At 61.4% G+C, this 25,740-nt stretch carries 28 protein-coding genes and 1 tRNA gene; 13 read left to right on the forward strand and 16 right to left on the reverse strand.

Translation table 11 applies throughout. From position 1 onward, the window contains the following. Positions 1–38: 38 nt before the first annotated feature. The 3 genes from LZ496_RS13685 to LZ496_RS13695 all read right to left on the reverse strand — a co-directional run bounded on the left by LZ496_RS13685 (position 39) and on the right by LZ496_RS13695 (position 3,034). Positions 39–791, reverse strand: coding sequence for an SDR family NAD(P)-dependent oxidoreductase (locus tag LZ496_RS13685; protein WP_249905288.1), 753 nt, complete (start codon positions 789–791; stop codon positions 39–41). Between the two features lie 88 nt (positions 792–879). Next, positions 880–1,665: an SDR family oxidoreductase gene (locus LZ496_RS13690; protein ID WP_249905289.1), complete on the reverse strand. Its 786-nt coding sequence runs from the start codon at positions 1,663–1,665 to the stop codon at positions 880–882. A gap of 121 nt (positions 1,666–1,786) precedes the next feature. After that, positions 1,787–3,034 carry an acyl-CoA dehydrogenase family protein gene (locus tag LZ496_RS13695; protein ID WP_249905290.1) on the reverse strand — a complete coding sequence of 416 codons (1,248 nt, stop codon included), beginning with the start codon at positions 3,032–3,034 and terminating at the stop codon, positions 1,787–1,789. Positions 3,035–3,155: 121 nt separating this feature from the next. On the opposite strand from LZ496_RS13695, the gene LZ496_RS13700 reads away from it, so the two are divergent. The 3 genes from LZ496_RS13700 (at position 3,156) to LZ496_RS13710 (ending at position 6,135) form a co-directional block, all read left to right on the forward strand. Continuing rightward, positions 3,156–3,746 (forward strand): hypothetical protein, encoded by a 591-nt coding sequence (locus tag LZ496_RS13700; protein ID WP_249905291.1) that lies wholly within the window; start codon positions 3,156–3,158, stop codon positions 3,744–3,746. A gap of 77 nt (positions 3,747–3,823) precedes the next feature. Beyond that, complete coding sequence (locus LZ496_RS13705; protein WP_249905292.1) at positions 3,824–5,008, forward strand: acyl-CoA dehydrogenase family protein; 1,185 nt, start codon at positions 3,824–3,826, stop codon at positions 5,006–5,008. Then, positions 5,008–6,135: an acyl-CoA dehydrogenase family protein gene (locus tag LZ496_RS13710; protein ID WP_249905320.1), complete on the forward strand. Its 1,128-nt coding sequence runs from the start codon at positions 5,008–5,010 to the stop codon at positions 6,133–6,135. The genes LZ496_RS13705 and LZ496_RS13710 overlap by 1 nt, the downstream gene beginning before the upstream one ends. Here LZ496_RS13710 and LZ496_RS13715 read toward each other — a convergent pair. After that, positions 6,122–6,511, reverse strand: a complete 390-nt coding sequence (locus tag LZ496_RS13715) for a PaaI family thioesterase (protein ID WP_249905293.1) — start codon at positions 6,509–6,511, stop codon at positions 6,122–6,124. The genes LZ496_RS13710 and LZ496_RS13715 overlap by 14 nt on opposite strands. Positions 6,512–6,543: 32 nt before the next feature. Beyond that, positions 6,544–6,696, reverse strand: a complete 153-nt coding sequence (locus tag LZ496_RS13720; protein ID WP_249905294.1) for a hypothetical protein — start codon at positions 6,694–6,696, stop codon at positions 6,544–6,546. A 141-nt stretch (positions 6,697–6,837) separates the two neighbouring features. Here LZ496_RS13720 and purS point away from each other — a divergent pair, with 141 nt between their 5' ends. From purS to LZ496_RS13740, 4 genes are all read left to right on the forward strand, one after another. Next, entirely contained in the window at positions 6,838–7,077 is a 240-nt protein-coding gene (gene purS / locus LZ496_RS13725) for a phosphoribosylformylglycinamidine synthase subunit PurS (protein ID WP_249905295.1), read from the forward strand. Then, the gene (gene purQ, locus LZ496_RS13730) at positions 7,074–7,739 is read left to right on the forward strand and encodes a phosphoribosylformylglycinamidine synthase subunit PurQ (RefSeq protein ID WP_249905296.1); all 666 of its coding nucleotides are present in this window, start codon (positions 7,074–7,076) and stop codon (positions 7,737–7,739) included. The genes purS and purQ overlap by 4 nt, the downstream gene beginning before the upstream one ends. Before the next feature lie 46 nt (positions 7,740–7,785). Further along, a tRNA-Arg gene (locus LZ496_RS13735) sits at positions 7,786–7,862 on the forward strand. A gap of 87 nt (positions 7,863–7,949) precedes the next feature. Further along, positions 7,950–8,159 carry a hypothetical protein gene (locus tag LZ496_RS13740; protein ID WP_249905297.1) on the forward strand — a complete coding sequence of 70 codons (210 nt, stop codon included), beginning with the start codon at positions 7,950–7,952 and terminating at the stop codon, positions 8,157–8,159. Here LZ496_RS13740 and LZ496_RS14115 read toward each other — a convergent pair. Further along, a complete protein-coding gene (locus tag LZ496_RS14115) occupies positions 8,099–8,497 on the reverse strand; it encodes a recombinase zinc ribbon domain-containing protein (protein WP_366516743.1) in 399 nt (132 codons plus the stop codon). The genes LZ496_RS13740 and LZ496_RS14115 overlap by 61 nt on opposite strands. A gap of 29 nt (positions 8,498–8,526) precedes the next feature. On the opposite strand from LZ496_RS14115, the gene LZ496_RS13745 reads away from it, so the two are divergent. Next, positions 8,527–8,724 (forward strand): hypothetical protein, encoded by a 198-nt coding sequence (locus LZ496_RS13745; RefSeq protein WP_249905298.1) that lies wholly within the window; start codon positions 8,527–8,529, stop codon positions 8,722–8,724. A 309-nt stretch (positions 8,725–9,033) separates the two neighbouring features. On the opposite strand, the gene LZ496_RS13750 is transcribed toward LZ496_RS13745, so the two are convergent. The 8 genes from LZ496_RS13750 to LZ496_RS13785 all read right to left on the reverse strand — a co-directional run bounded on the left by LZ496_RS13750 (position 9,034) and on the right by LZ496_RS13785 (position 18,454). Continuing rightward, positions 9,034–9,495 carry an NUDIX domain-containing protein gene (locus LZ496_RS13750; RefSeq protein ID WP_249905299.1) on the reverse strand — a complete coding sequence of 154 codons (462 nt, stop codon included), beginning with the start codon at positions 9,493–9,495 and terminating at the stop codon, positions 9,034–9,036. Positions 9,496–9,527: 32 nt separating this feature from the next. Further along, on the reverse strand, positions 9,528–10,238 hold the full coding sequence (locus LZ496_RS13755; RefSeq protein ID WP_249905300.1) for a FadR/GntR family transcriptional regulator: 711 nt from the start codon (positions 10,236–10,238) through the stop codon (positions 9,528–9,530). Further along, the gene (locus LZ496_RS13760) at positions 10,238–10,999 is read right to left on the reverse strand and encodes a helix-turn-helix domain-containing protein (RefSeq protein ID WP_249905301.1); all 762 of its coding nucleotides are present in this window, start codon (positions 10,997–10,999) and stop codon (positions 10,238–10,240) included. The genes LZ496_RS13755 and LZ496_RS13760 overlap by 1 nt, the downstream gene beginning before the upstream one ends. A gap of 43 nt (positions 11,000–11,042) precedes the next feature. Beyond that, positions 11,043–12,395, reverse strand: coding sequence for an MFS transporter (locus tag LZ496_RS13765; protein WP_249905302.1), 1,353 nt, complete (start codon positions 12,393–12,395; stop codon positions 11,043–11,045). Continuing rightward, positions 12,392–13,789 carry an FAD-binding oxidoreductase gene (locus LZ496_RS13770; RefSeq protein WP_249905303.1) on the reverse strand — a complete coding sequence of 466 codons (1,398 nt, stop codon included), beginning with the start codon at positions 13,787–13,789 and terminating at the stop codon, positions 12,392–12,394. The genes LZ496_RS13765 and LZ496_RS13770 overlap by 4 nt, the downstream gene beginning before the upstream one ends. Before the next feature lie 4 nt (positions 13,790–13,793). Then, on the reverse strand, positions 13,794–16,028 hold the full coding sequence (locus LZ496_RS13775; RefSeq protein WP_249905304.1) for a TonB-dependent receptor: 2,235 nt from the start codon (positions 16,026–16,028) through the stop codon (positions 13,794–13,796). Positions 16,029–16,163: 135 nt separating this feature from the next. After that, positions 16,164–16,937 (reverse strand): SDR family NAD(P)-dependent oxidoreductase, encoded by a 774-nt coding sequence (locus tag LZ496_RS13780; protein WP_249905305.1) that lies wholly within the window; start codon positions 16,935–16,937, stop codon positions 16,164–16,166. 11 nt (positions 16,938–16,948) lie between these two features. Beyond that, positions 16,949–18,454, reverse strand: a complete 1,506-nt coding sequence (locus LZ496_RS13785) for a carboxylesterase/lipase family protein (RefSeq protein ID WP_249905306.1) — start codon at positions 18,452–18,454, stop codon at positions 16,949–16,951. Positions 18,455–19,082: 628 nt separating this feature from the next. Between LZ496_RS13785 and LZ496_RS13790 the strand changes: the two genes are divergently transcribed. The 4 genes from LZ496_RS13790 (at position 19,083) to LZ496_RS13805 (ending at position 23,367) form a co-directional block, all read left to right on the forward strand. Next, positions 19,083–19,889, forward strand: coding sequence for a recombinase family protein (locus LZ496_RS13790; protein ID WP_249905307.1), 807 nt, complete (start codon positions 19,083–19,085; stop codon positions 19,887–19,889). Further along, positions 19,814–20,842, forward strand: coding sequence for a recombinase family protein (locus tag LZ496_RS13795; protein ID WP_366516741.1), 1,029 nt, complete (start codon positions 19,814–19,816; stop codon positions 20,840–20,842). Before LZ496_RS13790 ends, LZ496_RS13795 begins: the two co-directional genes overlap by 76 nt. Positions 20,843–20,907: 65 nt before the next feature. Further along, the gene (locus tag LZ496_RS13800; protein WP_249905309.1) at positions 20,908–22,044 is read left to right on the forward strand and encodes a hypothetical protein; all 1,137 of its coding nucleotides are present in this window, start codon (positions 20,908–20,910) and stop codon (positions 22,042–22,044) included. A gap of 57 nt (positions 22,045–22,101) precedes the next feature. Then, positions 22,102–23,367 carry a hypothetical protein gene (locus LZ496_RS13805; RefSeq protein ID WP_249905310.1) on the forward strand — a complete coding sequence of 422 codons (1,266 nt, stop codon included), beginning with the start codon at positions 22,102–22,104 and terminating at the stop codon, positions 23,365–23,367. A 269-nt stretch (positions 23,368–23,636) separates the two neighbouring features. Here the strand turns inward: LZ496_RS13805 and LZ496_RS13810 are convergent, their stop codons facing one another. Next, positions 23,637–24,188: a DUF4118 domain-containing protein gene (locus tag LZ496_RS13810; protein WP_249905311.1), complete on the reverse strand. Its 552-nt coding sequence runs from the start codon at positions 24,186–24,188 to the stop codon at positions 23,637–23,639. 150 nt (positions 24,189–24,338) lie between these two features. Continuing rightward, positions 24,339–25,085: a DUF6090 family protein gene (locus LZ496_RS13815; protein ID WP_249905312.1), complete on the reverse strand. Its 747-nt coding sequence runs from the start codon at positions 25,083–25,085 to the stop codon at positions 24,339–24,341. 319 nt (positions 25,086–25,404) lie between these two features. Here LZ496_RS13815 and LZ496_RS13820 point away from each other — a divergent pair. Further along, the coding region (locus LZ496_RS13820; RefSeq protein WP_249905313.1) for an Hsp20 family protein at positions 25,405–25,740 on the forward strand (336 nt) is incomplete at its 3' end.

The following is a 25,740-nucleotide window of genomic DNA, read 5'->3' on the forward strand; positions in this document are numbered from 1 at the left end:
CAGTGCCTCCTCAGGATGAACGGTAAAGGGGCGGACTGTCATGTCGTCGTCCGCCCATAGCTTTGGTGGTTGAACGGGTGCGACGCGCTGAGGCCGCCATCGACGACGATCGCCTGCGCGTTGACGTAGCTGGACTCGTCCGAGGCGAGGAACAGCGCCACATTGGCGATCTCGATCGGGGCACCGCCGCGTTTCAGCGGGTTTAGCTTGCCGATCAGGTCCTGCTGCCCCTTGGCCCGGGCGCGGTCGTAGATGAATTCGGTCATCCCGGTTTCTATGAGGCCGGGGCAGATGGCATTGACCCGGATATTGGCGCCGACGAGTTGCGTCGCGGCGACTTTGACCAGGTTGATGACGCCTGCTTTCGACGCCGAATAGGCGGGCCCGCCCGCGCCCGATCGAAGGCCGGCAACCGAGGCGGTCGCAATGATTGAGCCCTTGCCGCGTTCCTTCATGGCCGGCGCGGCATATTTCACCGCCAGGAAAGGTCCGATGAGGTTGACCCGCAGGATCTCTGCCCAGTCATCGGCATCCTGTTCGAAGATGCTTGAGAAGCCGCCGGAGATGCCGGCATTGGCGAAGAAGACATCGAGCCCGCCATGGTCGCGGACGGTATGGGCGACGAGCGCCGCAACCTGTTCCTCGTCCCCGGCATCGCACTCGAAATCGGCGCCATGGAGGTCGGCGCCGACGACGGTCGCTCCTTCACGGCGGAATAGCTCGACTGTTGCCTTGCCGATGCCGGAACCGGCACCGGTGACGATGGCGATTTTGCCGGCGAGGCGAGCCATTACATGTTCTCCGTCATTGCGAGCGAAGCGAAGCAATCCAGACTGGATCGCCGCGTCGCTACGCTCCTCGCGATGACGAAGTGGTTAGTCACAACCCCACTCCGATCGTCGAGCCGCCGTCGACGATCATCGTCTGGCCGGTCATGAAGGTCGACGCTGGCGAGGCGAGATAGACGGCTGCACCCGCGATCTCATGGGGTTCGCCGATGCGGCGGAGCGGCGTGGTGCGGGTGACCGCCTTCAGCGTGTCCGGATTTTCCCACAGCGCCCGGGCGAAATCGGTTTTCACCAGGCCGGGTGCGATGCAATTGACGCGAACGCCGCTGGGCCCGAACTCGGCCGCCAGGTTGCGCGCCAACTGGAAGTCCGCCGCCTTGGAGATGTTGTAGGCGCCGATCATGGTCGAGCTGGTGAGGCCGCCGATCGACGATACAATGATGATCGAGCCTTCGCGGCGCTCCACCATTTCCGGGGCGACCATCGAGATCAGCCAGTGGTTGGCGATGACATTATTGTCGAGGATCTTGCGGAACTGTTCGTCGCTGATCCCCGCCATCGGTCCGTAATAAGGATTGGACGCGGCGTTGCAGACCAGCACGTCGATCCTGCCGAACGCGCTCTTCGCCTGATCGACCAGATTCTGCAGATCTTCCTTGCTGGAAATGTTGGCAGCGACCGCGATGGCCGTTCCGTCGCCATGCTGCGCGTTGATCGCGTGGGCGACTTCGTCGCAGGCATCCTGCTTGCGGCTGGAGATGACGACCTTCGCGCCATGTTCGGCCATTGCCGCGGCGATGGCGAGGCCGATGCCGCGCGACGATCCCGTGACGATCGCGACCTTGCCGTTGAGGTCGAACAGGCGTGGGATGGTCATGAGGGGCACCCCCTGTTCGTCATGCCAGCGCAGGCTGGCATCCATGTCCTTTTGCCGAAGCGCATCCGGAAATCCATTTGGACATGGGCCCCAGCCTTCGCTGGGGCGACGAGAGAAATGCTCATCCCAATGCCTCCGCATGCTTGGCATATTCGTTGAGGGCGATGGAACGGTTGTGGACCTCGTCCGGCCCGTCGGCCAGCCGCAGCGTGCGGATCCCGGCCCAGCTGCCGGCAAGCTGCGTATCCTGGCTGACCCCTGCCCCGCCATGGGCCTGGATCGCGTCGTCGATGACCTGGAGCGCCATTCGCGGCGCCTTCACCTTGATCATCGCAATCTCGGCCTTGGCGGCCTTGTTGCCGACCTTGTCCATCATGTCCGCCGCCTTGAGGCAGAGGAGACGCGTGCAGTCGATCTCGATCCGCGCTTCGGCGACGCGCTGTTCCCAGACACTATGATCCGAAAGGCGCTTGCCGAAGGCGGTGCGCGACTGGAGCCGCTTGCACATCAGGTCGAGCGCCTCCTCGGCCGCGCCGATCGTCCGCATGCAGTGGTGGATGCGCCCCGGTCCCAAACGGCCCTGCGCGATCTCGAAGCCCCTGCCCTCGCCAAGCAGCAGGTTGGACGCCGGAACGCGGACGTCCTTCAGCTCGATTTCCATGTGACCGTGGGGCGCGTCGTCATAGCCATAGACCGAGAGGAAGCGTTCGATGTTGATGCCCGGCGCGTCCATGGGGACCAGGATCATCGACTGCTGCTGGTGCTTGCGCGCTTCGAAGTCGGTCTTGCCCATGAGGATGGCGACCTTGCAGCGCGGATCGCCGGCGCCTGAGGACCACCATTTGCGGCCGTTGATGACATATTCGTCGCCGTCGCGGTCGATCCGGCATTCGATGTTGGTCGCGTCGGACGAGGCAACGCCCGGCTCCGTCATCAGGAAGGCCGAGCGGATCTCTCCACGCATCAGGGGCGCCAGCCATTCGTCTTTCTGCTCGCGCGTTCCGTAGCGGTGCAGGACTTCCATGTTGCCGGTATCGGGCGCGGAGCAGTTGAAAACCTCCGCCGACCAGAGGATCCGGCCCATTTCCTCGGCGCACAGCGCATATTCTAGGTTGGTGAGCTGTTCGCCTTCGAAGGCGAATGTCTCGTCGACATGCTGGAGCGCGCCGCCGGGCGGCATGAACAGGTTCCACAGGCCCGCCTCGCGCGCCTTGGGTTTCAGGCTTTCGATCAGCTGCAGCGGCTGCCAGCGGTCGCCGCTGTCGATCTCTTTCTTGTAATCCGCGACTCGCGGCCGAACGTGGCTGTCGACGAACTGGCGGACACGGTCGCGGAAAAAAGCCTGACGTTCCGTAAGGTCAAAATCCACCGCCGCTTCTCCCGCCTGCGTGATCGTCCAGTCTCGTTCCAAAACCGGCTAGGACGGTGGGAAAGGAAGGGCAAGAGCGACCGTGCCGGAACGGTGCGGCGGACGGATTGTTGGGCCCGCCATGACCCGCAATTTGATCATCCCCGCAATCCTTTTGGCCGCAACGGCCTGTCAGGTTGAACAGACCCCGCAGAATGAGTCGTCAAACACAGTCGATGCTTCGACTGAGGCGCCCCAGGCACCTGCGACGGAGCAACCGCAAGCAAATGAGGCATCTTCCTCAGCGGCGACGCCTCCGGAGCCGCACCTTGACCCGGACGCACCGCCGCCCCCTGCGGAGACAAGCGCGCTGGGGGCCGCACGCCGATTGCTGGAATATTGCGATGCGGTCGCCACGAAGCGTTATTCCGACGCCTATGCGCTGTGGTCCGACAATGGCCGGGCGACCGGCATGACGCTGGCCGAGTTCAGCGACAGCTTCGCCAAATTTGCCGCATATGACTGCCACATCGGCGAGCCGGGCGACACCGAAGGCGCGGCCGGATCGATCTACGTCACCGTGCCGCTGCGGGTTACCGGCGCACTGACGCGCGGCGGAGGTTTCGTCCTGGAAGGACCGGTCACGATGCGGCGGGTCAATGACGTCCCGGGATCGACCGCCGAGCAGCGGCGCTGGCACATAACGGCGAGCGGGTTGAAGCCCCGACCCTAGGGAAAAGGGCGCTTTTCAACCGCGCATTGACGCCCCTGCCCCGCGCGCCAATCATGGGCGCCGATGGAGCAGACTCGATGAGCGAACTCGACCAATTCCGCACCGACACGCGCGCCTGGCTGGAGGCGAATTGCCCGCCTGAAATGCGGGCGCCAATGCGCGGCGAGAAGGACCTGTGCTGGGGCGGCCGGAACTTTGCGTTCCAAAGCGACGCGCAGAAGCAATGGATGGACGTCATGGCGTCGCGCGGCTGGACGGTGCCCGACTGGCCCAAGGAATATGGCGGAGGCGGGCTGTCGCCGGCCGAAGCCAAGGTGCTGAAGGAAGAAATGCGGGCGCTCGGCTGCCGGCCGCCGCTGACCAGCTTCGGCATTTCGATGCTTGGGCCTGCGCTCCTCAAATATGGCAATGAGGAGCAGAAGAAGCGCTTCCTGACCGAGATCGCCCGCGGCGAGATCCGCTGGTGCCAGGGATACTCGGAGCCCGGGGCGGGCAGCGATCTCGCTGGTTTGCAGACCAAAGCCGAAGACGTTTCTGATCCAGTTGGTGGCGACCATTATCTCGTCAACGGCCAGAAGGTGTGGACCTCTTACGCCGACCAGGCCGACTGGATCTTCTGCCTGGTGCGTACCTCAAGCGAAACCAAGCATGGCGGGATCAGCTTCCTGCTGTTCGACATGGAAAGCCCTGGCGTTTCGACCAAGCCTATCCTTCTGATCAGCGGCAATTCGCCCTTCTGCGAAACCTTCTTCGACGATGTGAAGGTGCCCAAGGACCAGCTGGTCGGCGAACTGAACAAAGGCTGGGACGTCGCCAAATATCTGCTGGGCCATGAGCGCGAGATGATCAGCGGCATGGGCCTTGGTTCGGGTATCGGCACCGGCGCTTCGGGTGTGATGCTGGGGCCGGTCGTAAAGCCGGTAGATCCGCTGCTCCGCGCCGAAATCGCGGCGTTCGATGTCGATGCGCTGGCCTTCGCTGCGATGAGCGAGCGGTTCATCGACCAGCTGAAGGCGGGAGAGGCGCACCCTGCCATGCCCAGCATGATGAAATATGCCGGGACCGAGCTCAACAAGCAGCGCAACGAGCTGGTCATGGCCGCGGGCGGAAGCGATACGCTGGAATGGGAAAGCGAGCGGTCGAAGGGCGGCAAACCGGCCCGCGACTGGCTTCGTTCCAAGGCCAATTCGATCGAGGGCGGCACGAGCGAAATCCAGCTCGGCATCGTCGCCAAGCATATTTTGAGGTTGCCCGGAGCATGATGACCTTAACCGACGACCAGCGGCTCCTCCAGGACACGGTTCGCCCCTTCATGGCCGAGGAAGGCGCGATCAAGAAGCAGTTGCGGCACTGGCGCGATACCGGCTGCACGGACGGCTATGGCACCGACTTCTGGAAGCAGTTCGCCGAGCTTGGGCTAACCGGGATCCTCATTCCGGAGGCCCAAGGCGGGGCGGGACTGGGGTCGGTCGAGGCGGGCCTGGTGCTGGAAGAGATCGGGCGCAACCTGACGCCGTCGCCGTTCCTTTCGACGGCGGTAGCGGCGGTAAGGGCGCTGGAAGGCTCGGCCCAGGCGGAGCGCTGGTTCCCCGGCATCCTCGCCGGCGAAACGGTTGCCGCGCTGGCCGTCGACGAAGGCAAGCATCATGACCCCTCTAAGGTGGTGATGGACGCCAAGCGGCAGGGCAACGGATTTGTCCTGAATGGCGCCAAGCAGTTCGTCGTGCAGGGCAATAGCGCCAACGTGATCCTGGTCGCGGCCCGGACCGGCGGAAGCTCTGGCGAGACGGACGGGATTACGCTGTTTGCCGTCGAAAAGGGCGCGAACGGCCTGGATGTCGAGCGTGTCGCGCTGGCCGACAGCAGCAAGGCTGCTCGGCTGAAGTTCGACAATGTCGCGGTCGATGCCGATGCGGTTGTCGGCGAGGTGGATGGCGGCTGGGGTCCCCTTTCCCGAGCACTTAACGCCGGCCGGGCCGGCGCTGCGGCGGAACTGGTGGGGGTCGCGTCCGGCGCAAGCGAAATGACGTTCGACTATCTGCGGCAACGCAAGCAGTTCGGGAAACTGATCGGCGAATTCCAGGCGCTGCAGCATCGGGCGGCGCACCTTTACGGCGAGATCGAGATTGCCCGCGCTGCCGCGCTCAAGGCCGCCCAGCTGCTCGATACGGGAGATGCACAGGCCGAGCTGTTCGTGTCGGTCGCCAAGGCAAAGGCCGGCAGGGTTTCGGCGCTGGCGGTGCAGGAAGGCGTGCAGATGCATGGCGGCATCGGCATGACCGACGAGCATGACATCGGCCTCTACATGAAGCGCGAGGCGGTATTGGGCCAAATGTTCGGATCGCCGCATTTCCATGCGGCGCGGGTCGCGGAGCTTAGCGGCTACTAGGCCGGTCCAGCAGGAAGTTGATCCTGGCCGAGGCGATCGGCTTGTCGCGTTCCCCTTGCCAGGCGAAGGCTTCGACATTGGCCATACGCTTGCCGAGCCGTTCGATCACTGCGTCGGCAAATGTGTCGCGGGGCGTCCCGCCGCGCATATAATCGACCGTGACGGTGATCGGCTTCATCGTCACCGCCTCGTCGTCCAGCGCGCGGGTCAGGGCAGTGAAAGCCGCGAATTCGAGAAGCCCCGCAATTGCCCCCCCGTGGAGAAAGCCGGGGCGGCCGACAACATCGTCGTTGAAGGGCATGACGAACCGAAGGGACCCGTCCCGATCTTCGGTCCGGAGCTGCAGTAGCTGGGCATAGGGAGGAAGCGTCTTCACGACGCCCCCGTTAGCGTGGCGCGGACGCCTGGTCACTGCTTGGTTTTATAGCCGCACAATATTCCAAGTACGAACGAGACAAACAGGCCGAGCTGGATTTTGCCACTGGGATCGTACCAGTGGAAATATTCGCCGCCCCAACCGAACAGCCAGACGAACATCATGGCAGCAATCGCTACGATCATGCTCTCACTCCTTACAACGCCGGAACGGGAGCCTCCGGCGTGTCATCTTAAGCCACAGGAAGGTAAATATCGGGTAAAGCTTGCCGATTGAGGCCCTCCGAGGCATAGGGCCGCCATCTCCAGCCCAGGAAGGCCAGACCGATGAAAGCGCGTGTGTTCGTCACCCTGAAACCCGGCGTTCTCGATCCGCAGGGGAAGGCGATTCACCATGCCCTGGAAGGGCTTGGCTTCGGCGGCGTGCAGGAAGTGCGCGCGGGCAAGCTGATCGAGCTGGAGCTCGCCGACGGCACCAGCGACGACGAAATCGCGGATATGTGCCGCAAGTTGCTGGCCAATACGGTCATCGAGAATTTCAAGATCGAGCGGATGGCCACGGCATGAAGAGTGCGGTCCTCGTCTTCCCCGGCTCCAACTGCGACCGCGACCTTGCGGTAGCGATCGAGCAGGTAACCGGCCGCGCCCCCGCGATGGTCTGGCACCGAGAAGCCGAGCTTCCCGACGGAACGGACTTCATCGCGATCCCCGGCGGCTTTTCCTACGGCGACTACCTTCGTTCAGGCGCCATGGCAGCGCGCTCGCCGATCATGCGCGCCGTGTCCGAGGCCGCTGGCCGCGGCGTTCCGGTGCTGGGCATCTGCAACGGCTTCCAGGTCCTGACGGAGGCCGGGCTCCTGCCGGGCGCGCTGATGCGCAATGCGGGACTGCATTTCGTCTGCCGGCCGGTCGGCCTGAAGGTCGAGAACAGCCAATCCATCTTCACCAGCGCCTATCGCGCCGGCGAGGAGATCAGCATTCCGGTCGCCCACCACGACGGCAATTACCAGGCGGACGCGGAGACCCTCGACCGGCTTGAAAGCGAAGGGCGCGTTGCCTTCCGCTACACCGGCGAAGTCAATGGCTCGGCACGCAGCATCGCCGGCATCATCAATGCGCAAGGCAATGTGCTCGGCATGATGCCGCACCCCGAGCGCGCGCTGGAGACTGCCCACGGCAACACCGACGGTAGACGCTTGTTCGAAGGACTGCTTGAAGCGGTCGCCTAGTTGGCCTTGCGGCGCTGCGCGCCGATGCATAAGCCCCCATTATCGCGCGCCCGTAGCTCAGCTGGATAGAGCACGTGCCTTCTAAGCATGAGGTCGCAGGTTCGAATCCTGCCGGGCGCGCCATTCTCGTGCAAAGCTGGGCACTCCCTTGCGAGTGCCGGTAGCAGTCGCCACGACGGCGCGCTCTAGGGCTTTGCGCGAGCCACGGATGTGAATCTGCTCGTTCTCGACAAAGACCTGGTCGATCAAAAGCCGGACGTAGGCCTGACGCAGCGCGGGGTTATCACCTCGGAGCCCGTCGCGGAGCATTTTGCCGAATCTGCCGACGATCTCTGGCGTCATCGCCCGCTGGCTGGGTTTCAACTGCCGTTCCAACGCTTCAATATCCGCAGTAAGCGACGCGATGCGCCCTCGATGTAGGGTAAGCCGCTCGGCGAAGTCCCGATCGGTTGGTGATGCAAGCCCCTGCTCGACCAGCTGATAGAGACGGTTGAGGGCTCCGGTGCTATTGGCTTCTCGGTGCGAAGGGCGGCAAGCTCTTCGCGGCGCCTGCTCTCCGACACATCGCTCTGCTCCAGAAAAGCCTCCAGCAGCTTTGGGAGGCGGCCTGGGTGGATAATACGCTGCTCCAGCGCGTCCATTACAATGCTGTCCAGCTTCTCCATCCTGATCGATTTGCCTGGACAGGCGGTTTCGCCGCGAGTGGCACGGCGAGAGCAGGCGTAGTACCGATATCGACCGGATTTTCCGGTGCGGATGGCATTTCAGCAGATGGTTTGTTGCGGAGATGGGGCGAGGTCATAACGCCGCGGCGGTTGCGGCGCAGGTTCCACGCTACATCGAAGGCGTAGTTCAGGATGCCTACGCGGATCGCGCGTTCTTGAAGGCGGAAGCTTTCCGGCTGCTGGACAGGTCTATCAGGGACCTGCAGATCGGGGAGGACGTGAGGCAGTGGCTGTGGGGTTTCGTCGAATATGCCAGCTAGGGTGAAATGGACCAGCTCTTGGGCTCGGTGAAAATGCATCATGGCGGTAAATGCAGGCGGGTGAGGCGCGGGCACCAGCGCCCCGCGAAGGCTCTAGGTGCGTCAAAACGTGTCAATCGTCCTCCCCTCTCGCCGCAGAGGGAAAGCTGATGAGTCAAAACCGATAGAAAAAGCATGCGGGCGAGGCGCGGGGCCAAGCGCGGATTGCGCGGTCAGATCGCGGACGGTCCGCCAATGGCAGGTTACGACTCAGAGCGGACACCAGTGTTAGTTTGACGGCCCGCTTTGCGATCAGGCCTTGCGACCAAACTACCAAGATCCGTCCGTCTTCGCTTCACCGCTTCGCTCGGCGAGCCTTCGCGTTGTCGCCGGCGAGATCTGCTCGGGAAGTGCATTGAGAGCAAAAAAGCGCGCCTCCGCGACTTCAATTCTATCGGGCTGAGGCACCTCCATCAGGTTGCCCTCGAACATAAAAATGGTGTCCCGTTTGCCTTCCGCAGAGGTGAAATGTGTGGACACGGGTGCCAGCGCTTCCGCGACAACTCCCAGCTCTTCGCGGATTTCCCTGCGCGCTGCATCGATTGGATTCTCCCACGGGCGTACTCCGCCTCCCGGGAGGACAAAGAGGTCGCTCGACCCATAGCTGTTACGGATCAGCAGCACCTCGCCGCCGTCGTTGAACAGCATCACCTTCACGCCGCGCGTGCGCGGCCTGAATAGCTTCCAGAATGTTTTGTGTGCCCGGTAGGCAAGTTGGATAAGGCCGCCCATCGAGCGAATTTACGATCAAACAGCAGCGCGTTTCAAACTGGCGCCGCATTTCCGAGCATGACGCCGACACTCTCGTCAAAGTGCGAGGACATCCACTGACGTGCACCCTCGACGTCTCTGCTTCTGATTGCCTGGGCCAGTTTACGATGGCGGTCGACGCTGTCGCGGCGCTGGTCGGATGTCTGGCGCGTGCCCCAGGCTTGCGGGATGGCTACCTTCATCAGCGGGACGAAGCTGATCACGATCTGGTGAAACAGTTCGTTGCCGCTCGCTTCAGCAATGGCGAGGTGGAATTGGATATCCGTATCGGTCGTATGTTCGTCGGCCTCGTCTTCGGCCTCCAGCTTTTCGGCAAGCTCGACGATCCGGCTCGCCTGGGCCGCCGAAGCATTGGCCGCAGCAAGCATCGCCGTTCGGACCTCGATCGTCCGTCGGACGTCCCATACGTCGATGACCTTGATCTGCGCGGTCGAGATCGCGTGATCCAGTGATGTGGCGATCACCGATCCGTCGAGCGCCCCGACGCGGGGCTTGCGGCCGTTGGCGACGTCAATAAGTTTCAGCGCAGCCAGGGCCTGGAACGCTTCGCGCATTACGGCCCGGCTGACCCCCAGCCGCTCGGCGAAATATCCCTCCCCGGGCAGCGTGTCGCCGACCCGCATATTGGATTCGCGCATGTGCTGCGTGACGGCGTCGATCGCGGTCTGGACCAGCGACTTCGTAGCGGGAGATGCGGTCGCCATTACGCGGCCACCGCACAGGCGCGGAAATCGGTTGGCGATTGGCCGAACCGGCGTCCGAAAGCCCGCGTAAAACTGGCATTGTTGAGATAGCCGCTTCGGTATCCGATCAGGCTTACCGGCAGGTCGGTCGCAATCAGCTGCCTCCGCGCCTCTGCAAGCCGGCGCTCGACGAGTGCCTCACTGACCGTGCAGCGATAGATTTGACGAAAGCCGCGCGACAGCTTGCTCCGATTGAGCCCGCAACGCCTGGCGATCCTGTCGAGGGTCAGTTTCTCGGTCCACTGCTCATCGATGATCTGGCGAGCCGCGGCAATGCGATGAATGTCGAGTTGCGACAGGCTGGCGGGACCCGTGCTCGCCGTGAGACGGTCTTCGCGCTTGGCGCTCAGTATTTCGCATAGCAATTCGATGCTCTTAGCCAATCGATAAGGCGTTGCCGCCGCCTCCGGAAGACCGCACTCGCGGATAGCAAGCGCGATCGCTCGGAGCTCGGTCGGCAGGAAGAAAGTGTCGCCATCGCCAAGATCGAGCTCGCTTCCGAGCAGTCGATCACAGGCAGCCCGGTCGACGATAAGGACGACGCGCACGTCGTTGCAGCGCGTTTCCAGCGCGGCCCGTTTTGCACTGTGGTGAAAGCGGAAGCGAATAGGGTTGCCGAAGTCGATCTCGAACGCGACTGGCGATGGCGGCCACCGATGTTCGCCCAACACTCCCGTGCCGACCAGTGTCAGCATCTCCGGCGAAACGTCGATGGCCTCCATGCCCCACCCCTTGATAGATTGCTTGGGTAAGGCGGTCGTAAACCTATCTGACAGCTATGTCCAGACCTGTCTGACAGGTTGGCGTAACCGGCGCTCGCTTCATCGCAAGCGCAAACCCCAGAACAGAAATGACGCTGACGGCTGCCCCAACGATGGCCAAGGCCGTGCCGAGGAATTTTTCACCGCCCAGCGGCTCGCTGACCGCTGCAACCAGTGGCGGCGTGACGCCGAAGCCGATCAGCCCGGCAATGGCAATGAAGGCACCGATTGAAAGTCCGCGAAGCTCGTTCGGCAGGTAAACGGTAAGCGCGACGGACGTGACCAGCCCAGTTACGGTTCCTGCCAGCACCAGCAGCCCGAGCATGGCAAGATAGGTCATCGAGTCCGGCATCAGCGGATAGAGCGCCGCCGGAACCCCAACCAAGGCCGCAATGATGGCGCCGATCAGCAATCCGCCCTGGCGCCCGGTTTTCTGGCCCCAATCGGCGACAATTCCGCCGAGGATCGAACCGAATATGCCGGTGAACAGCATGACCCCGCCCAGCAGGCCGGCGAAATCTTCAGGCTTCAGTCCGTAGTTTCGCTCGAGCACCGGCGCGGCCCAGATGCCGCCGGCGGCATCTGCCATGACCACGGTTACCTGGCCAACGAACAAGGGGATGAGGAAGGCGCGGCGGCTCCAAAGCTCTGCCGCAACTACGCGCAATGGCGCCTCTGGCCCAGCCTCTACTTCATGCCGGGCCGGCTCGCGCACGAATAACAGGGGCAGGGTCAGCGCAGCGCTGATCACGCCAAGCATGATGTGGGCGCTGCGCCATGGCACCATTTCCCCGAACCATTGCGGCGCATTGGCGGCCGCAAACACGCCGATCAGCCAGCCAGCCAGCGCAAATCCGGCTGCCTGACCGAAGCTCTTGCCCAGGGTCGGGATCAGCATCGCCCTTCCGCGCTGCTCGGGGAGGCAGAGGTCCGCCGAAAGGGATAGCGCCGCGGTCAGGGCACCTGTCGTTCCGATGCCCGTCAACATCCGCGCTGCAAACAGCGTCCAGGAGTCCGTCGCGAATGCGGTCCAGAACGTGCCGATCGTCCAGATCAGGGAGAAGAGGACCATCAACCGCATGCGATTGGTCCGATCGACCAATATCCCGATCGGAATCGAGAAAAGGACCAGCGGCACTGCCGCGCTAACGCCCTGGATGATGCCAAGTGCGGTGTCGGACAGGCCGAGCTCCCGCTTGGCGGTTTCGGCAGCAATGCCGAAGCTGAGCATCATCGTGAAGCCGGAGCAGATCGCTATGGCGATGATCAGAAGTGGCACCATAGACCGGCCGATCGACGGTGCCGGCGCCGCGGTGACGGTCGGTGAATCGGCAAAGGAGGCGATATGCGCGGTCATAGCTGGAATACCTTGCCCGGGTTCAAGATGTTGTCGGGATCGAGCGCCATCTTGACTGCGCGCATCAGATCGACCGCGTCGCCGAGCTCTTCTTCCAGCCACTGCTGCTTACCCAGGCCGATGCCATGCTCGCCGGTGCAGGTCCCGTCCATGTCGAGCGCGCGGCGGACCAGGCGGGCGTTGATCGCTTTCACTTCCTCCAGCTCTGCCTCGCTGTCCGGATCCATAGAGAAGACGACATGGAAATTGCCGTCGCCGACGTGGCCCAGGATCGTCGCCGGAACCGACGATGCTTCCAATTCGCGCTTGGTCTCGGCGATACATTCGGCAAGGCGGCTGATGGGGACGCAGACGTCCGTAGCCCAGCCGATCGCTCCGGGGCGAAGGTTGACCGCCGCATAATAGGCTTCGTGCCTTGCCTTCCACAGCGCGGAGCGTTCTTCGGTGCGATGGGCCCAGCGGAACTCGCCGCCGCCATTGGCGGTGGCCAACTCCTTCACGGTTTCGACCTGCTCCGCGACATAGCGCTCGGAGCCGTGAAATTCGAAGAAGAGGGTCGTTAGTTCGGGCAGGTCCAGCTTCGACCAGCTGTTGACTGCCCTGATCTGCACATCGTCGAGGATTTCGACACGGGCCAGCGGGATGCCGAGCTGGATCGACTGCACGACAGTGTCGACCGCGCCGGCGATCGTCGCGAAGCTGCAGGTCGCGGCGGAAATCGCTTCGGGGATCGGATGGAGCCGAAGAGTCACTTCAGTGACGATGCCAAGCGTTCCTTCCGAACCGACGAACAGGCGGGTGAGGTCGTAGCCCGCTGAAGATTTGCGCGCCCGGCGGCTTGTCCGGATGACGCGACCATCGGCGGTGACCACGGTAAGCCCCAATACCGCCTCGCGCATCGTACCATACCGGACCGCATTGGTTCCGGACGCACGGGTCGACGCCATTCCGCCGATGGTCGCATTCGCTCCAGGATCTATGGGGAAAAATAGCCCCTGGTCGCGAAGATATTCGTTCAGCTGCTCGCGCCGAACCCCGGCTTCCACCACACAATCGAAGTCGTCGGTGTTCACGGCAACGATCCGGATCATCCGGCTGAGGTCCAGCGAGATACCACCTTGGACGGCAAGCGTATTGCCTTCGACGGACGTGCCTGCGCCAAAGGGGATGATGGGCACTCCTGCCTCGCGGCACAGATTGACGACGGCCACCACTTCGTCGGTGGTTTCGGCGAAGACGACACCGTCCGGCGGCATCGGCGCGAAATGGGTTTCGCTTCGACCATGCTCCAGCCGGATTGCGTCGCCCTGCTGGAAACGGTCCCCGAACCGTTCAGCCAGCGCGCCGATCAGTTCGACCGGCAGCCCGTCCCCGGATTGGTAGGCCTCTCCCATGGCATTAGAACCGGAACCGGGTACGGACGCCGTAGCGGCGTTTGTCGCCGATGATCCCGAGATCAGAAGCTAGCGGGCCGGGTCCGAACACATTCTCGAGCGTCGTCTTCTCGATGAAGCTGTTGTAGTAGTTCTTGTCGAACAGGTTGTTGACGAAGGCGCCGACTTCGACGTTGCCGATGCTGTAGGTCAGGGCGGCGTTGGCCAGCACATAACTCTTTAGGACCGGTGCCCGGGTCTCGCTGATCGATGCCCCGATCCGGCTACCCTTGCCGACCAGCCCGGCATAGAAGGTCAAGTCACCGCTCCCGACCGGAACGACATAATCGCTGTTCAGATTGAACGTCCAATCTGGCTGGAACGGCAGCCGGTCGGACGCCAGCTCCTTGCCCGTCGTTTCGAAATAAATGTCAGAGTTCGTGATCCGGGCGTGGACATAGCTCGCGCCGCCACTGAGGGTCCAGGCACGGACCGGCCGGAACATGACCTCGATTTCCGCGCCATAGCTCTTCACGTCGCCGGTATTGAGGTCGACCGTAACCGCATTTCCGTCCGTCCCAACGACGAACTGATTAAGGCCGATATAGTCCTTATAGTCATTGTAGAAGATGGCGCCGGCCAGCGAGAGACGCCGGTCCGCCGAAATATACTTGCTGCCGAGTTCGTAGGTCCAGACGCTGTCGCCCTTGTAGGTACGGAACGGCGCCGTCGGACCGTTAAACCCGCCGCCACGGAAGCCCTTCGAGATCGACGCATAGGTCATCAGATCTTCGCTCCAGTGCTTGGTGAGGGTCGCCTTGGGCAGCAGCTTGGTCGACTCGATGTCGACCTCATCGATGTCCGTCAGGGTGACGTCGGGCGCATCCTCCAGCTCGACGAAGCCTGGCAGGAGCGTCTGGCCGAGAGCCCCGCCTGCGGTGCGCTTCTCATGATCGAGGCGGAGGCCGAGTGCGACTTCCAGGTCGCTCTTGGGCTTCCAGAACACATTGCCGAATGCCGCATAACTGTCGCCCTCGCGGCTGTCCTCGGTTCCATTGACCCGCGTCAGGTTCACGCCGATCAGCGGCAGGAAGCGGGTGACGGACTGGCTTTCGCCGCTCAGCTCTTCATGGCTATAATAAGCGCCGAACAAGGTGGAGAATTGATCCGACCATTCACTGTCGACCCGCAGTTCAACAGCGGCGGTCTTGAGCTCGTCGCGGGAAGTCTGGTGAACCACGTCGATCGAGTTGAAGTCGCCGTCCAGGTCGGGCGTGTGGCCGTCCCGCTGATCATATGATCCGATCAGGGTGACGTTGGAGTCGGTGCCGGCGGCCACCTCGAGCTTGGCATTGATGCCCTTATACTCGAAATATTGGGTGTTGGTGGCGTTATACTCGACGGTCCGTTCATAGTCGGTCGGGCCGTCGATATGCGAATAGGGAATGCTGCCGCCCTTAACCCAGTCGTAATAGCCGTTGACGGTCAGGACGATGTCTTCGTTCGGGGAAGCGCGCAACGAGCCGGCAAGGCTGTCCATGTTCAGCGCATTTGCATCGGTGTCGAGCAGCGTATTCTTGATGAAGCCTTCCTGCTCGCGGTGGGATCCGGCAACCTTGAACTGCAGCTTGTCGTCGATAATCGGGCCGCTGACCGATCCGAACGCGTCCCACGCATTGTCGGGGCCGGCGTAGCTTCCGCCGCCGCGAACGTCGAAGCGATTGGTCGGCTGGCGAGTAATGACGCTGATTGCACCGCCAAGCGTATTCTTGCCGTAAAGCGTGCCTTGCGGCCCGCGCAACACTTCAACGCGATCGACGTCGACCAACGGATTGTTCAGGTATGACGAGTTGGGCTGATAGATGCCGTCGACGAAGATGCCGACACCCGGCTGGACGGTTCCCACCAGCGTCGTGCCGACGCCGCGGACGGCAATGAAGACACGGCCAACGCCGTCGCTGTTGACGTTAAGGCTTGGCGTCAGCGCGGCGACATCCTTGACCTGAACCAGGCCCCGCTTTTCGATTACCTCGCCGGTGACCGCAGTCACTGCGACCGGAACGTCCTGCAGAGTCTCTTCGCGCTTACGGGCGGTGACGACGATCGTCTGATCGCCTTCGGCGGGCTGCTCGGCCGCGGCTGGCCCTGCCTCGGCGGGGGCCGGCTCCTGAGCCACCGGCTCGGCGTCCTGCGCATAGGCAGTTGTCGAACTCAGCGCGATGATGCTGGCCGAAAGCAACATGTGAACCGTGCGGTGCATTTCTATCCCCTCATGTTCCGTTCTACGCGGGCTTGTCATCCCGTCTTATTGACGAACGTATCTGATAGGATAAATACAACCTATCTGAAAGGTTGGATGCTATGCCGATCGTCTATTTCAGTTTGCCGATCGCAATCACCAACAGCTGTAGCCGCCATCCGCGAGCACAATGCTTCCCGTCATGAGGCTGGAAGCATCCGACGCCAGGAATAACGCCACCGACGCGACTTCCTCCGGCTCGCCGAGCCGGCCCATTGGCGTGCCATCGATCCAGCGGCGGTACATTTCGCTCGACTTATCGGCGAAGGCGTTCAGCGGGGTCGCAATATAGGTCGGTGCAACCGCGTTCACGCGAACGCCGCGGCCCGCCCATTCTGCCGCCAGCGACTTGGTAAGCTGGTGCACGGCGGCTTTGGAAGCATTATAATAGCTTTGCGGCTGCGGCCGGTTGACGATGAACCCGCTCATCGACCCGATATTGACGATCGAGCCGCGTCCTGCCTCCAGCATGTGGCGACCGAAGGCTCTGGCGCACCAAAATGAGCCGTTCAAATTGACGTCGAGGACATTCAGCCAATGCTCGTCCGCGACTTCTTCGGCAGCTGTTTCGCTGCGAGCGATCCCGGCATTATTGACGAGAATGTCGACACGGCCATGTCGCTTCACCACATCGCTGGCAATCCGCGTAACGTCATCGGAGCGGGTAACGTCGAGCAGGTCGGCTTCGACCTCATGCCCTTTAGCGCCAAGCTCCCTGACCGCCTTGTCGAGAACGGCAGGCGTCAGGTCGCCGATGACTACCTTGGCGCCGGCCTCGGCCAGGGCGTCCGCAGTGGCAAGTCCGATGCCCTGAGCCCCGCCCGTCACAAAGGCTACCCGCCCGTCGAGGCGGAACTTTTCGAGATACATGGTCAAAATCCTCAAGGAACCAGTTCGGCGGCCGGCATTACCGGCTCCTGGATGGTCTCGTCGGAACCAAGCAGGTGGACGTTGCGGCGATTCCTGTCGAACTCCGGCCAGGGCAGTGTGCCAGCCGTCGCGAAATCCACCCACATCTGGTGGATTCGATCGGCAAGCGCCTTTGGCGGTTCCTCGCCGGCAAAGCCGTTCGGGCCGGTCACGCTATCAAGCGTCTTGAACACGAAGGGGAGCTCGATACCGTGGCACGCACCCAGCTCGCCCTGGCAGGCAGGCGAGCGCCATTCGAACTCATAGACATGGGTCTGACCCTGATGCTCTTCGGCGAAGCGCCTCGCAGGCCAGCGGAACACGAGGTCGGTCATGGCATCGGTCATGGCGTGCCCTGGCTTCTTCGCACCAAGTCCGTACGCCTGGAGCACCTCCTTCGCCGCAGGATGCGATTTGCCCAGTAGCCATTTGGCGAGGAAACCCGGGATCTTCGCCCGCACCTTGGTCGGCACGAAATAAAGGTTCATTTCCTCGGCATTGCTTCCGATCAACAGCTCTACCTCTTTGCCTGCGCCGTTCTTCAGCGCCTCGATCGGCTTCTCGGGCAGCACATCGTCGCCATGAACCGGGATAAATCGGCTGATTCCATAGACCGGCTCGTGACCTTCGGAATCGCGGAGGTCGATCCCTGGAAATGGCTTGGCGACCTTTTCGATCGCCGGCCAGCTGGCTTCGGGATCCACGCTTTGGAAACCTGCCACCGTTGGGGCGATCTTCAGTAATTTCGCCAGCTTGCGGACGAGCCGCTTCGCTACATCGATGTCGCGTACCATCGCGCCATGGCCGCTTTGGACGATCGCACGCTTGAACAGGCCCTTTGCCAGCGGCGATGTGACCAAGTTCGCAGTCGCCATCGCGCCGGCGGACTCGCCGAACACCGTGACGTTATCCGCGTCACCGCCGAACTGGCCGATGTTGCGTTTCACCCATTGAAGCGCCGCGATCATATCGCGCAGGCCAAGGTTTGTTGGAACTCCCGGGATTGGCAAGAACCCGTCGATCGCGAGGCGATAATTGACCGCGACGCAGACAATTCCAGATCGGGCAAAGGCGGCCCCATCATGAATCGGAGCGTCCTTGCTTCCGATTAAAAACCCTCCACCATGAATGAAGACCATTACGGGCCTGGCCTCAGCATCCTGCGGAGCCCAGATGTTGAGTGTCAGATAGTCGTCGCCATACTCGAGGGCACCTCCGATCAACGGAGCTACATCGATGACAGGGAAATCCTTGTGCTTCTGGAAAGCACTTGGACCGGGCCGGGTCGCGTCGCGCACCCCTTCCCATTGTTGAACTGGCTGCGGCTCGCGAAATCGGTTGGGCCCGACGGGCGGCGCGGCGTAGGGTATGCCGAGGAAACGGCAGATGCCGTCCTTGCAGAATCCTACTATCTGGCCGGAGTCGATCTGGCGGAAATTGGAGGTGGCCGGATCCCGGCCCTTGGGCTGCGCGCTCATGCGCGCCTTATAACCTTCCGACGACATCTCCGAAGTCCCAAGGCTTTGCCGACCGTGTCAACTTCTTTGCATCACATGGCCGAACTTGCGGTCGAAATCACCGACTCGTTACGAAGAGTTCTAATGTCGGCTTTTGTCCGTAAGCGGACTGTCTGCTTTCGGTAGGGTGAGGCGCTTTTCCTGCCGTTCGTTCAGAATGACGACGAATGACCTCATCCGACCCGTTGCTGACACTCGACTTGGGCTTGCAGGAAGTTGTCCATAGGCGCAGCTCGCGCATTTCAACCGGATCGATCAGATATACCGCGTTCTCGCCATTCCAATAATCCGGTCGTAAATCCCGCCGGCGTTCCCGTTCAGACCTCCATTTAGGGCCGTACGGGCCGATCCCCGATTCATGAGAGTGGATGCTGATCTGGACCTCCTCAGCTATTGGCGCTCGAGCGGAAAAGGGCCCGACCTTTGCGCGGATCCAGGCCTGCCCTACGAATGCAAGGTGGAGGCGGCGAAGTACAAATAGGACATCTTAAGCATCAATGGACGCTTTCAACCTATCACAGATGTTAGCGAACGGGCAGCCAAGCGAGTAAGCTTCGATTGCCACCGGGGGCCTTAATAGAGGTCCACCATGACCAAGCGAAAATTTGCTCCTGTCGCCCTACAAAAGCGATGCGCAATTTATACTCGGCGGAGTGTTGAGCCGGACCCCCAACAAGACTTTAATTCCCTCGAAGCGCAGAGGGCCATCTGCGCTGCCTATGTGACGAGTCAACGGCACAAGGGTTGGCTAGAGATCAGCAAATCTTACGAAGACTCCGGTCGTTCGGGCGCGACATTGGATCGCCCTGCCCTTCAAGGCTTGATGGCTGATATTGAGAACGGGCTTGTCGACGTGGTAGTTGTCTACAAGCTCGATCGACTGACCCGAACCTTGCTCGATTTTGTCCGGCTGATCGACTTCTTTGAGCGGCATGGAACGGTGTTCGTTTCTATCACTCAGAATTTCGACACGGCGGACAGTATGGGCCGCCTGATATTGAACGTACTCCTGACGTTTGCGCAGTTCGAAAGGGAACTAGCGTCCGATCGAATTCGCGACAAAGTGCGGGCCATGAAGCAGACTGGTCGGTGGGCCGGAGGGCCTGCGCCAATCGGATACGACCTTCGCCGTCGGAGATTGAGTGTAAACGAGCACGAGGCCGAAATCGTACGCAACATATTCCATCGCTACATTGAGCTGAAGAACATGTGCCGCGTCTATAATGAGTGTCGAGACGCGGGATACACAAGCAAGCTTTGGCGCACGCGGGCAGGGAAGATGGTCGGCGGCGGCCCATCACGAAGGCACTCATTTATCATGTGCTCCAAAACCCCATCTACATCGGCGAACTCAGAAATAACGACGAGCGATTTCAGGGCCTACATGCGCCGATAATTGACCGAGTAACCTGGGAAAGGGTCCAGACGATAAGGAAGGCACAGGTGCGCCATAAGCTCGCAAGGCGCGGCGATAATATCCTTACAGACATACTGCTCGACTGTTTTGGCAGGCCAATGAGCGTTCAGAGTAGCGAGGTGCCCGGCCGTTCAGTTAACCGCTCTCGCTATTACATGTCTCGACAGACAGTTTGGGGGAAAAGGCAGCAACTGAAAAGGCTGAGGGCACGAGCTGACGCAACCGAGGATCTCGTCATCTCCGCAGTTCGCAACTTCATTGGCAGTCGGGAACAAGTGCGTTCATTCCTGCTTAGGCTGAGTTTTTGCGACAGCGAGCTTGATAGGCTTTCGCGCCGTTGCCATGAGGCTGCAAATCGTTTTGGCAACATCAGGCGCGGCGATCTGCGGCATGTTCTTCAGGCACTGATTGTCCGGATCGAGCTTTCTCTGGAGCGCGTGAAAATCGTCATGCGCCTCTCCGAAGTTGAGCGGTTCATCCGGTGGGATGGCATCGGCCTTTTCGGCTCGCAAAACGCCGAATGGGCACACAGCTCAACGCATCTGATTGATGTCCCGGCCGGCGCCATCAGATATAGTTCACTTCTAGCAATGCCGGTGGAACCGAAATTGCCACGCGTCGGGGCCCATCCCAGCCCTGGCCTCAAGCGACTAATAGGACAGGCAAGGGAGCTGCAGTCGCTTGTCGACACCGAAAGGGACAAAACCCTGGCAGAGCTAGCCGCAACGCTCGATTGGACGCCAAGCCGTTTTGCGCGGGTTCTCAGGCTCAACTACTTGGCGCCAGACATTCTGCTTTCTATCCTCGACGGCACTTGTCCAAAGAGCCTTTCGCAAACAAAGCTAGTGCAGGCGACACTGCCAATGGACTGGGCGCTGCAAAGACAATTGCTGGGTTTCCCGCCTCGTCCGAGCCCCGAGGGAGGTGAATAGCGAGTAGCAAGGGCTCATGCCAATGCGGCTTTGGACAAATTCCGCTGTCAAATTATTTAGGCTTTGTGGGTGAGCGTCTGGTCATCGTCGGATCGGCTATCCTCGCCAGGCTGATCTGCCTGGCGTTGTTCGATCCCGCGCTTTCCTATTTGTTCGGCGACAGCCTGGCCTATTTCCAGTCGTCGCCTTACCTGGCGCCCGGCTATCCCGCCTTCCTTGCGGTCGCACCGTTCCCGCTCGTCATTCAGTCGCTCCTGACGATCCTCGTCGCGCTGCTCGCGCATGATCGCTTGCCGCGCGGAGGATTTGTCGCCGCCCTGCTCATCGCTGCGTCGCCCTTCTTTCCTGCTTTCGAGTGGCGCATCCTTTCCGACAGCCTCGGCTGGCAGCTCATCTTCGCTGCGTTCCTGCTCATCGCCTTCCCCAAATCGAGGTGGGACGTCCTGATTGCCGGACTATTGCTCGGCGTCGCCGCGCTGGTCCGCGACACCTACCAATGGCTCCCCCTGTTCGCGCTGCTCTTCTCTGCCGGCATCCGCAGGCGCATGGCCGTCGCCGCACTGCTCGCCTATCTTATCATCCTGCCCTGGCAGGTCAGCCAGGGGCGGGTCGGCATCTCTGAAGGCCGCGTGGCCTATAATCTCTGGATCGGCACCTGGGAGCGTAACTCCGATTGGATGGCGAAGGGGGTTGAGCGTGCCGACTATCCCGCCAATGCGTTCACCAGCGCCGAACAAAAGCGCCATTTGCTGGAGCTCCCCCTGTTCACGCCGGAAAGCGAAAGTCGCTTCAAGCAGACGGCGATTGACCGCATCGCCGCCGACCCGATCGCCACCGTTTCGACCTGGCTCATCCGCTACCCCAAACTTTGGCTCGGCACCCGCAGCGACCAGATCGCCTGGCGCATCAGCGAAGGGCCGATCAGATACGCAGCCAAAGCCGGACTTTGGCTGTTGAACGCCCTGCTCTTGACCCTCGGGATAGTCGGCATGCTGCTGAACTGGCGGCGCTATCCACTGCTTCTTGCGCCAATCATTTACCTCGCGCTGGTCTATGCGCCGTTTCACAATGTCGAGACCCGTTACAGCCTCGGCGCACTTCCCTTCCTCCTGATCTTCGCCGCCCTGGCCATCCGGCAAATTGGCCCGCGGATGCAACAGCGGTTCAACCACCGCGGATTGAGCGCGACTGAGCCGGTCTGAAGTTCTTGATCACCGCCCGCTGCATGTCGCATCAGGACGAATGAGCACCGCTGCCCAATGATCTCCGTCGCGGCCCGAAACACCACCTATTTGTGGGCGATAGGCGCGCTCGCGGCGACCTATCTCATCCTGTTACGGTTCCCGATCGATCTGGTCTGGCCGGTCGCGGTTTTCCTGACGCTGGCGGGGTTTGTTTTCCTGGCACCCAGGTCATGGCGGCTGCCGTCGGCAATCGTGGCCGGAATGGTCATTCGCATCGCTGCGTTTCAGTCCTTGAACGGCCAGCCGCTCGACGATCCCGGGGCCTATCTTACCCTGGCTCAAAATATCCTTTCGGGCCGGGGGATGACGATCGATAACGAAACCTATGGCACCCTGAAGGCGGCGTATCCGCCGGCCTATCCGGTCCTGCTGGCAGGCGCCCAGCTGAATTGGCTGGCACTCAATTGCTCCCTCGATCTCGTCGCGACATGGGCGATTTTCCGGCTAACCAACAACCCATCCGCAGCGTCGCTATATTTCCTCTTCCCCGGAACCATCATGACGTCGATCGTTCCGTCGAAGGAAACGCTCGCCGTTGCGCTTGTGGTGCTCCTTCCCCTTTGCCGAAACCCCTACCTGAGCGGCACTGTTGCCGGTTTCCTCATTCTTGCCCAGCCGGCTTGGGCGCCCCTGCCGATCCTGTTTTTTGCGCTGACCATGCGCAAGGGCTGGTGGAAGGCCCTTTCATCAATGCTGGTCGTCCTGTCAGCCTGGTGGATCCGCAACTATCTTCTGTTCGGACAATTTCTGCCGCTGACCTCGTCGGCGGGACTTTCCATCGCCGTCGCCGTCGAGGGCAGGCATATCCCTACCCTTTCCCTTTCCGGCGACGAAGTTGCCCGGGCGTCCGTCGTCGCCTCGGCCGCCATCAACCAGATTTTGGCGGACCCACTCCATTACCTCGGCAACGTCGCCAGAATGCTGGTCCGGTCCTTTCTCGTCGACGATGACCCGGCCGAATATCTCGATTGGGCGAAGGTGAGATGGCTCGGTGCGGCGGCGTTGGTCGGCCAACTCGCCTGGACCGCCCTGATCGCAAGCACCGCACGGACCGCGGAACGTATTCCCGACTGGCTCTTGGCCCTGATCATTGCGGGGGTGGTGACGTGCCTAACGGGCATGTGGTTCGAATTCAGCAGCCGCCACCGCGCCTTCGTCGTTCCTTTGCTGATCCTGATCTCTATGCGGCGAGGTTCGCCATCGCCTTCCACGTTCCCGGAGACCCTCCGGTTACGCATGCCCATCCAATGGGCCCGCCGGCAGTCGGCAGATAGAATTTGATAGCGACCAGATTACGATCGCTTACTGTAGCGCTGTGCCGATCGGACCGGGGCGTGGGAGACGACGTTCCGGTCATTATCGCAGGGGCAGTGTCGCAGCACGGGATTAGCCAAGACCTAGGTGGGCACGGCCCGAGTGGGAGTACGGCCATCGCCAGCTATCCGTCGGTCACAATGCTCGGCCGGTGCATGGTGTGATCCACCCCGACCCAGGCTGCGACAATGCCAATTGCTTATAGCTGCTTTCGACCCATTGCGGTCATTCGAGAGTCAACTGTAACGATTGAGAAGCTTCCCCAGCTCAACTTGGGCAATAAAGTCCTGCATCATTTCGCAGACCTCTTCTTGCGGCCCAAGTTTCATAGGCGGCCCGCTGCCTTGCCAGCTGGCGAACGCTTCGCCCTCTTCCAAGCTAAAGACGATCCCTTTTCGCGCGCCTCTGGATGGACGGGCTGCCAATTGTTTCGCCAATGCGCTTCGCATCTCGCGGATAAGTCTAACAATCAACACGGAAGATACAAAGAAAAACGACATTGCAGCCCAATCGGAGGGGCCTTCGAGAAACTGGTTGGGCGGGCCGATAAACAATGCGTCCGAGACTGCGGCAGCAACAACAGCAACCAGCGCCCCCCACTGCCAGCCGAGGAAAAGAGCGGCGAGCACAACGAAGGGCACGTAGGGCGTCACGGCCACCCCGACGACAGCGCCATCTATCGCAGCGCGAATAAACGTCGGCAAAGCGACCGCGAGCACAGCCCATGGCACTGCCTTCACTCCCGTTACCGCTGGCGCTTCCAGCAAGTTCCTCATCGTCGTAATCATAGACCCTCCTCACGCAGCCACGAAAAGGGCGCCAGCAATCCAATGGCGTAACGGCATGCCGAACTAATCCGTTTTTTGGTTGAGGACATACGGAATCATGCCGAGGGAATTATCGATGCGCCAATGGCAGCGTTCGACCCAAAACGGTCTTTAGCGCGAAGCGAGAGGCGCCAGCTCCTTCATCAAAGCTTGACCCCTCTCAGCTAGGTCCACGCTATCTCGGCGCACCCGGGCTTGGTGGGCCGCCATTCCGACAAGCATATCGTCGACCTGGTCGCGGCTGCGCAATTCTGCGAGGATAGCGCCTGCTTCGGCATCGCTAATCTTGATTGCGCGCTCTTCCAGCAAGTCTCGCAAAATCGGTCGGGGAAGTACGCCCGAGGTTGCCGCCCAATAGCGCCCTTGCTGCGAGCGCATCAGCTCATCCCATTGCCGAAGTTCGTCAAAGCGCGAGTAATAGCTCGCTATCGACGCCTTGGCCTGCTCGCTTTGCAGCAATCCCAGGTTTCCCGTGCTAATCAACTCGTCATAGCTGCGCCGAACAGTTGGCGGAATGTAGAGATAGCCAGCATAGTGGATGTCGCGCGCAAAGTGTTCGGGCGAAACGCCCGGCAAAATGCCTTCACGCATTGCTCGCAAAGTGTTCTCGGCTGCGGCATCGAGGGCGTTCGAACGCCGCAGTGCGTCGTGCAGCGTAGCTTGATCGACCCGCAAATCGGCGATGATCTGAGCATAGTATCGTCGCTCTTCAGCCCGTTCCTTCCGGGCGTCGTTCCAATTGGCTGCCTGAATTGCGAGGAAGACGCCGGCAACTACAATTACGAGGTCGATGATTATGCCAAACCAATTCTGGTCGCGGGCTTGTTCGCTCCATCGACGCGATCGCTTGGTCAGCATCCAACTGCCGCCGGTTATCTGCACGCAGTCTTGCCACAGCCACTTTGCTCATCAATCGGCATTCGGGTGAGTCTGCTTCCCACCCATTGCGGTCCCAAGCATCCGAGAACGATCGAGCGTCGCAACTTGGCCGTTACCGGACCATCCGCTTACCTGCAGCTTTCGACCCAAAGTGGACGTTAGCGAAGGTTCGTTTCGGCCTCTTGAAATCTTTTTCCTCAAAACCAAATTCCGCCCGCCGGCCAAGAACTGGCTGGCGATGGGACTCAGGGGCCTGTCGGCACTGCGTCCTGTCTGGTTGCTCTAGAGGAGGACAGATATGCGCAGTGCGTTTGATTTTGCGCCCTATCGGCGCTCCACGGTCGGCTTTGATCGGCTGTTTGACCTTCTGGAAAACAGCTCGGTAGGACAGGCTTCTGAAAGCTACCCGCCATTCGATCTCATCAGAGTCGACGACAACCATTACCGCATCAACCTAGCGGTGGCTGGCTTCAGCCGCGATGAAATCGACATCACTGCCCAGCAGAACCAGCTGATCGTCAGTGGCAAGCGAGGCGATGACGAAGGCATTGATTACATCCATCGCGGGATCGCCAACCGGCAGTTCGAACGAAAGTTCGGCCTGGCCGACTTCGTCAAGGTGGCTGAGGCCGAC

Source organism: Sphingomonas caseinilytica, from assembly GCF_023516455.1.
GTDB classification, from domain to species: Bacteria; Pseudomonadota; Alphaproteobacteria; order Sphingomonadales; family Sphingomonadaceae; genus Sphingomicrobium; species Sphingomicrobium caseinilyticum.

Excerpts from the sequence above, each read along its gene's own strand:
- LZ496_RS13780 (WP_249905305.1), bottom strand. The coding sequence starts at position 16,937 with ATGTATCTCGAAAAGTTCCGCCTCGACGGGCGGGTAGCCTTTGTGACG.
- LZ496_RS13685 (WP_249905288.1), bottom strand. The coding sequence starts at position 791 with ATGGCTCGCCTCGCCGGCAAAATCGCCATCGTCACCGGTGCCGGTTCC.
- LZ496_RS13690 (WP_249905289.1), bottom strand. The coding sequence starts at position 1,665 with ATGACCATCCCACGCCTGTTCGACCTCAACGGCAAGGTCGCGATCGTC.
- LZ496_RS13710 (WP_249905320.1), top strand. The coding sequence starts at position 5,008 with ATGACCTTAACCGACGACCAGCGGCTCCTCCAGGACACGGTTCGCCCC.
- LZ496_RS13760 (WP_249905301.1), bottom strand. The coding sequence starts at position 10,999 with ATGGAGGCCATCGACGTTTCGCCGGAGATGCTGACACTGGTCGGCACG.
- LZ496_RS13705 (WP_249905292.1), top strand. The coding sequence starts at position 3,824 with ATGAGCGAACTCGACCAATTCCGCACCGACACGCGCGCCTGGCTGGAG.
- purQ (WP_249905296.1), top strand. The coding sequence starts at position 7,074 with ATGAAGAGTGCGGTCCTCGTCTTCCCCGGCTCCAACTGCGACCGCGAC.
- LZ496_RS13775 (WP_249905304.1), bottom strand. The coding sequence starts at position 16,028 with ATGCACCGCACGGTTCACATGTTGCTTTCGGCCAGCATCATCGCGCTG.
- LZ496_RS13815 (WP_249905312.1), bottom strand. The coding sequence starts at position 25,085 with ATGCTGACCAAGCGATCGCGTCGATGGAGCGAACAAGCCCGCGACCAG.
- LZ496_RS13765 (WP_249905302.1), bottom strand. The coding sequence starts at position 12,395 with ATGACCGCGCATATCGCCTCCTTTGCCGATTCACCGACCGTCACCGCG.
- LZ496_RS13810 (WP_249905311.1), bottom strand. The coding sequence starts at position 24,188 with ATGATTACGACGATGAGGAACTTGCTGGAAGCGCCAGCGGTAACGGGA.
- LZ496_RS13805 (WP_249905310.1), top strand. The coding sequence starts at position 22,102 with ATGATCTCCGTCGCGGCCCGAAACACCACCTATTTGTGGGCGATAGGC.
- LZ496_RS13790 (WP_249905307.1), top strand. The coding sequence starts at position 19,083 with ATGACCAAGCGAAAATTTGCTCCTGTCGCCCTACAAAAGCGATGCGCA.
- LZ496_RS13785 (WP_249905306.1), bottom strand. The coding sequence starts at position 18,454 with ATGAGCGCGCAGCCCAAGGGCCGGGATCCGGCCACCTCCAATTTCCGC.
- LZ496_RS13745 (WP_249905298.1), top strand. The coding sequence starts at position 8,527 with ATGGGGCGAGGTCATAACGCCGCGGCGGTTGCGGCGCAGGTTCCACGC.
- LZ496_RS13770 (WP_249905303.1), bottom strand. The coding sequence starts at position 13,789 with ATGGGAGAGGCCTACCAATCCGGGGACGGGCTGCCGGTCGAACTGATC.
- purS (WP_249905295.1), top strand. The coding sequence starts at position 6,838 with ATGAAAGCGCGTGTGTTCGTCACCCTGAAACCCGGCGTTCTCGATCCG.
- LZ496_RS13720 (WP_249905294.1), bottom strand. The coding sequence starts at position 6,696 with ATGATCGTAGCGATTGCTGCCATGATGTTCGTCTGGCTGTTCGGTTGG.
- LZ496_RS13750 (WP_249905299.1), bottom strand. The coding sequence starts at position 9,495 with ATGGGCGGCCTTATCCAACTTGCCTACCGGGCACACAAAACATTCTGG.
- LZ496_RS13755 (WP_249905300.1), bottom strand. The coding sequence starts at position 10,238 with ATGGCGACCGCATCTCCCGCTACGAAGTCGCTGGTCCAGACCGCGATC.
- LZ496_RS13700 (WP_249905291.1), top strand. The coding sequence starts at position 3,156 with ATGACCCGCAATTTGATCATCCCCGCAATCCTTTTGGCCGCAACGGCC.